Consider the following 4,839-nt stretch of genomic DNA (forward strand, 5'->3'; position numbering starts at 1 on the left):
CGCGGGGCCGCCGCCGCGCCGGGCGGCGGGGCGGCGGCCCCGGCGCCCGCTCTGCCTGCTAGGCCTGAGCCGAGAGTTTGCGGTACTCCAGCACGGTGTCGATGAGGCCGTACTCGCGGGCCTCTTCCGCCGTGAGGATCTTGTCACGGTCGGTGTCGATGCGGATCTGCTCGGCGTCCTTGCCGGTGTGGCGCGCCAGCGTGGTCTCCATGGCGCGGCGCATCCGCTCGATCTCCTTGGCCTGGATTTCCAGGTCGGACACCTGCCCCTGCATGCCTTCGGTGGCAGGCTGGTGAATGAGCACGCGCGCGTTGGGCAGCGCCATGCGCTTGCCGGGGGTGCCCGCCGCCAGCAGCACCGCGGCCGCGGAGGCCGCCTGGCCCAGGCACACGGTGGTGATGTCGGCGCGGACATACTGCATCGTGTCGTAGATGGCCATCAGCGACGTGAACGAGCCGCCCGGCGAGTTGATGTACATGGTGATGTCGCGGTCCGGGTCGAGCGATTCGAGCACCAGCAGCTGCGCCATGACGTCGTTGGCGGAGGCGTCGTCGACCTGCGTGCCGAGGAAGATGATGCGCTCCTCGAACAGCTTGTTGTAGGGGTTCGACTCCTTGACGCCGTAGCTGGAGTGCTCGACGAACGACGGCAGGATGTACCGGGACTGCGGCATCATCGGTGCACCGCCGCGGGGACCGGGGTTCTGCGGAGCAGGGTTCTGCGAAGAAGAGTGGGTCATCGGGTTCTCCGTGTCTGCGGTAGCGGGTTTGACGTGCGGACGGGGGGCGGGCCGTGCTGCGGCGCTCAGCTCGCCCCGGTGCCGCCGGCGTCCTTGGCCCGGCTGATGACGTGGTCGACGAAGCCGTACTCCAGCGCCTGGTCCGCGGTGAACCACCGGTCGCGGTCGGCGTCCCGGGTGACCTCCTCCACCGAGCGGCCGGTGTGCAGAGCATTGAGCTCGTTCATCTCGCGCTTGGTCTGCGCGAACTGCTCGGCCTGGATGGCGATGTCCGCGGCGGAGCCGCCGATGCCGGCCGACGGCTGGTGCATCATGATCCGCGCGTGCGGCAGCGCGTAGCGCTTGCCCTTGGTGCCGGCGGCCAGCAGGAACTGGCCCATCGAAGCGGCCAGGCCCATCGCGTAGGTGGCCACATCGCATTCCGCGTAGGTCATCGTGTCGAAGATGGCCATGCCGGCGGTGACCGAGCCGCCCGGCGAGTTGATGTACAGCGAAATGTCCCGCGTCGGGTCCTCCGCCGACAGCAGGAGGATCTGCGCGCAGAGACGGTTGGCGATCTCGTCGTCCACCTGCGAGCCGAGGAAGACGATGCGCTCCTGGAGCAGGCGCTCGAAGACCGAGTCGCTGAGGTTGAGACCGGAGGCGCCGGAACGCATGGCGGGATTCTGCAAACTCACGGGCGTGCCTTTCGAGTGCGTCGTGTACTGCGAACTGCGGTCGGGCGGTGCGCGACCGCCTTGCGGTCCCGGGCGCCCTGCGCGATGCCGGCCGCGCGGGGAGCCCCTTCATCGACCCTAACGAAAGCGGGCGGCACCGTAGTCCCGGTACCGCCCACTTTCGCTGTCAGCGTGAAAGCCCCTCGGGGTCAGCCCTTCGCGTCCGCGTCGTCGTCGGCGTCGCCGGATCCGCCGACGGCCGCGTCCTCGTCGGCGGTCTCCGCCTCGTCGTCCTTCAGGCCCAGCAGGTCGGCCACGTCGATGACGGCGCCGTCGGTGTCCTTGGCCGTGACCTTCTGCACGATGTCGGCGAGCGACTTGCTGCGCCGCACCTCCGCGTAGAGCACGCCCAGGCGCCCCGCATCCTGGATCTGCTGCGCCAGCTGGTCGGGCGCGATGTTGCCGCGGCGGGCCTCGAACAGCAGGCGCTCGGTGAGCTCCTCCTGACTGACCTGCACGTCCTCCGCGTCGGCGACCGCGTCGAGCAGCAGCTGCGCCTTGACCGCCTTGACGGCGGACTCCCTGGCATCGGCCTCGAACTTCTCGCGGCTCGAGCCCTGGGCCTCGAGCAGCTTCTCGAGCTGCTCCTCGTCGTGGTCGAGGCTGTGCACGACCTCGTGGATCTGGTTGTCGACCTCGGCCTGGACGATCGCCTCGGGAAGCTCGAACTCGACCTGCTCGAGCAGATTCTCGAGCACCTTGTCGCGGATCGCGCCGGCCTGCTCGGAGCGCTGCGACTGCTCGACCCGCTCACGCAGGCTCGTGCGCAGCTCGTCGATCGTGTCGAACTCGCTGGCGAGCTGGGCGAACTCGTCGTCCGCCTCGGGGAGCTCGCGCTCCTTGACGTTGTTGACGGTCACGGTGACCACGGCCTCTTGGCCTGCATGCTCACCGGCGAGCAGCTTGGTGGTGAACTCGGCCGACCCCTCGGCCTCGACGCCCACCACGGCCTCGTCCAGACCTTCGATCAGCTGACCGGAGCCCACCTCATGCGAGAGCCCCTCCGCGGTGGCCTCGGGGACCGGTTCGCCGTCGACGGTGGCGGCCAGGTCGATCGAGACGAAGTCGCCGTTCTGCACGGCGCGGTCCACCCCGGTGAGGGTGCCGAAACGCGCACGCAGCGCGTCGAGCTGCTCGTCGACGGCGTCGTCGGTGACGGCGATCGGGTCGACCTCGACCGCGATGGCGGAGAAGTCCGGCAGGTCGATCTCGGGGCGCACGTCCACCTCGGCGGTGAACTCGACGTGGTCACCGTCCTCGATGTTGGTGACCTCGATCTCCGGCTGCGAGATGGCCTTGATGTCGTTGGTGGTGACGGCCTCGGTGTAGCGGCCGGGCACCGCATTCTGCAGGACCTGCTCGATGACCGCCCCGCGACCGACACGGGTCTCGATGATCTTCGCCGGCGCCTTGCCCGGGCGGAACCCGGGAACGCGCACCTGCTGCGCAAGCTGACGGTAGACGGCGTCGAAGTCCGGCTTGAGTTCCTCGAAGGGCACCTCAACGTTGATCCGGACCCGCGTCGGGCTGAGCTGCTCGACGGTGCTCTTCACGGACTAGCTCCTTCGTCGTTCCGCGGACCCGGTTCCGGGACGCGGTCGTGTTCGATGTTCTCCGGCAGGACGCAGGCGGCCTCCGCGACCGTCTGCGCCACGCGTACTGCCAGTCGGGGTGACAGGATTCGAACCTGCGACCCTCCGCTCCCAAAGCGGATGCGCTACCAAGCTGCGCCACACCCCGTGACCACTGGGCACCTACCCGGCCGCGTTCGATGCGCCCGCGCGGCGGAAGCCCTCCGGGCGTGCCCGCCGCGGCCGGTGTTCCGACACGAAAACCGCATCCGGGCACAGCCGGGCCCGCACGCTGGATCGTACGGGTCCCGATCCTACGGCCCGGCCCCCCGCTGGTGATACCGGGCCCGGATTGGGTACAGTTCTCGTTGCACGCTGGCCGCGCTCGGCCCGCGGGTGCACCATGCGGGTGTAGTTCAATGGTAGAACCTCAGCCTTCCAAGCTGATGGTGCGGGTTCGATTCCCGTCACCCGCTCCACGCTGGTCAGGACCGGTTTCGGCCCGGCCTGGCCGCCCCCGAGACGGCCGAATTCCGGCACACGTGCCCCACTTGTGCCCGCAGCGCTCACCGCACCGGTCAGTTGATGTGCCGTTGGTCGCTCTGGTGCAGGGTCCCGAACTCCTGCCGGATGTAGTCGGCGTTGTCCGCCCGCCACTGCTGCACCGCGGCTTGTGTGCCGTCTGCGCCCGCCGCGTTGATCGCCGCTTCCAGCGATTGCAGCCGCTCGTCGTCGATGGTGAAGCCCGACGCCACGGTCGCGAGGTTCGGGTGGTCGTCGCTGAATCCGGCGCGCGCCGTGATGTGCAGGTTCTCCGTGGAACCCAGGGACCCCTTCGGGTCCTGCAGGTCCTTGAGGTCGTAGCGGCTGTACGCCCAGTGCGGATGCCAGAGTGTGACGACGATCGGCGCGCGGTCGGCGATCGCCGTGCCCAAGTCGGCCGCCATCTGCTCGGCGGACGACTCCTCCACCCGCATCACCCCGCCCAGTTCGTAGTCGGGGATCACGTGGTGCTCAGTGCGGTCCATGATCCCGGCGCCGGCGTCGATGCCGGTGATGACGCCGCCGAACTCGCGGGCGTGGTCCTTGAGGTCGGCGATGGAGTTCACGTCGGTCACATACGACGGCACCGCGAGCTCGAGATTCGCGTTGTCATACCAGACTCCCAGGTCCTCTAGCCGGTCTCCGTACTTATCCCAGTACTTCTGATGGGTCAGGGGCAGCCAGGTGTCGAGGAACATGTCGATCTTGCCGTCCGCCATCGCCGCGAAGAGCGCGCCGACGTTGTCGAACCCCGTCGTCTTCACCTGGTAGCCGGAGTCGCTGAGCTGCTGGTCGAACAGCGCCGTCAGCGCCGTGTCCTCGGCCCAGTCGATGTAGCCGATCTCGACGGTGTGCGCCTCATCGACCGAGGTGTCCGCGCTGGATCCGCAGCCGGCGGCGACGAGGGCCGCCGCGGCGAGCGCTGCGACGAGCCCGGCCACCTTGCGTGGACGACGACGGCGATCAGTGTTCCGGCGCCGCGCGCCGCCGCCTGTCCGATCCCCCGTGTCCGACGGGCCCATCGCTGCATCTCCCTTCCGCGCGACCCCGCCGCCGGGCTGGGCAAGCCAGCCCGCACAGTCCATCAGCGCGGCCGCCGTCTTCGATCCTCACCTTGAGGCTGCCACTTCGGCGGGGTCGTTCTCAGGACTTCCGGCACAATGCCCGCGGCGGGTCGGCGCGACACGGGCGTGGGCGGGGACCCCCCCGGGGTGCCGGCCCCGCCCCGGGTGCGCCCGCCGCCCCCCCAACGACGCGCCCCGGGCCCGGG

At 69.6% G+C, this 4,839-nt stretch carries 4 protein-coding genes and 2 tRNA genes; 1 reads left to right on the plus strand and 5 read right to left on the minus strand.

Translation table 11 applies throughout. The features are described 5' to 3' along the window. Positions 1 to 58: 58 nt before the first annotated feature. From JJ683_RS17905 to JJ683_RS17920, 4 genes are all read right to left on the minus strand, one after another. Positions 59 to 676 carry an ATP-dependent Clp protease proteolytic subunit gene (locus JJ683_RS17905; RefSeq protein WP_200176125.1) on the minus strand — a complete coding sequence of 206 codons (618 nt, stop codon included), beginning with the start codon at positions 674 to 676 and terminating at the stop codon, positions 59 to 61. Positions 677 to 804: 128 nt separating this feature from the next. Then, positions 805 to 1,395 carry an ATP-dependent Clp protease proteolytic subunit gene (locus JJ683_RS17910; protein ID WP_143910746.1) on the minus strand — a complete coding sequence of 197 codons (591 nt, stop codon included), beginning with the start codon at positions 1,393 to 1,395 and terminating at the stop codon, positions 805 to 807. 209 nt (positions 1,396 to 1,604) lie between these two features. Beyond that, entirely contained in the window at positions 1,605 to 3,008 is a 1,404-nt protein-coding gene (gene tig, locus JJ683_RS17915; RefSeq protein WP_200176123.1) for a trigger factor, read from the minus strand. A gap of 113 nt (positions 3,009 to 3,121) precedes the next feature. After that, positions 3,122 to 3,195, minus strand: a tRNA-Pro gene (locus tag JJ683_RS17920). 236 nt (positions 3,196 to 3,431) lie between these two features. Between JJ683_RS17920 and JJ683_RS17925 the strand changes: the two genes are divergently transcribed. Beyond that, a tRNA-Gly gene (locus JJ683_RS17925) sits at positions 3,432 to 3,505 on the plus strand. Positions 3,506 to 3,604: 99 nt separating this feature from the next. Here JJ683_RS17925 and JJ683_RS17930 read toward each other — a convergent pair. After that, on the minus strand, positions 3,605 to 4,591 hold the full coding sequence (locus JJ683_RS17930; RefSeq protein WP_200176124.1) for a glycine betaine ABC transporter substrate-binding protein: 987 nt from the start codon (positions 4,589 to 4,591) through the stop codon (positions 3,605 to 3,607). Between the last annotated feature and the right edge of the window lie 248 nt (positions 4,592 to 4,839).

It is taken from the genome of Tomitella cavernea, from assembly GCF_016599145.1.
Classification (GTDB): domain Bacteria; phylum Actinomycetota; class Actinomycetes; order Mycobacteriales; family Mycobacteriaceae; genus Tomitella; species Tomitella cavernae.

Coding starts and splice junctions, on each gene's coding strand:
- JJ683_RS17905 (WP_200176125.1), bottom strand. CDS start 676: ATGATGCCGCAGTCCCGGTACATCCTGCCGTCGTTCGTCGAGCACTCC.
- JJ683_RS17910 (WP_143910746.1), bottom strand. CDS start 1,395: ATGCGTTCCGGCGCCTCCGGTCTCAACCTCAGCGACTCGGTCTTCGAG.
- JJ683_RS17930 (WP_200176124.1), bottom strand. CDS start 4,591: ATGGGCCCGTCGGACACGGGGGATCGGACAGGCGGCGGCGCGCGGCGC.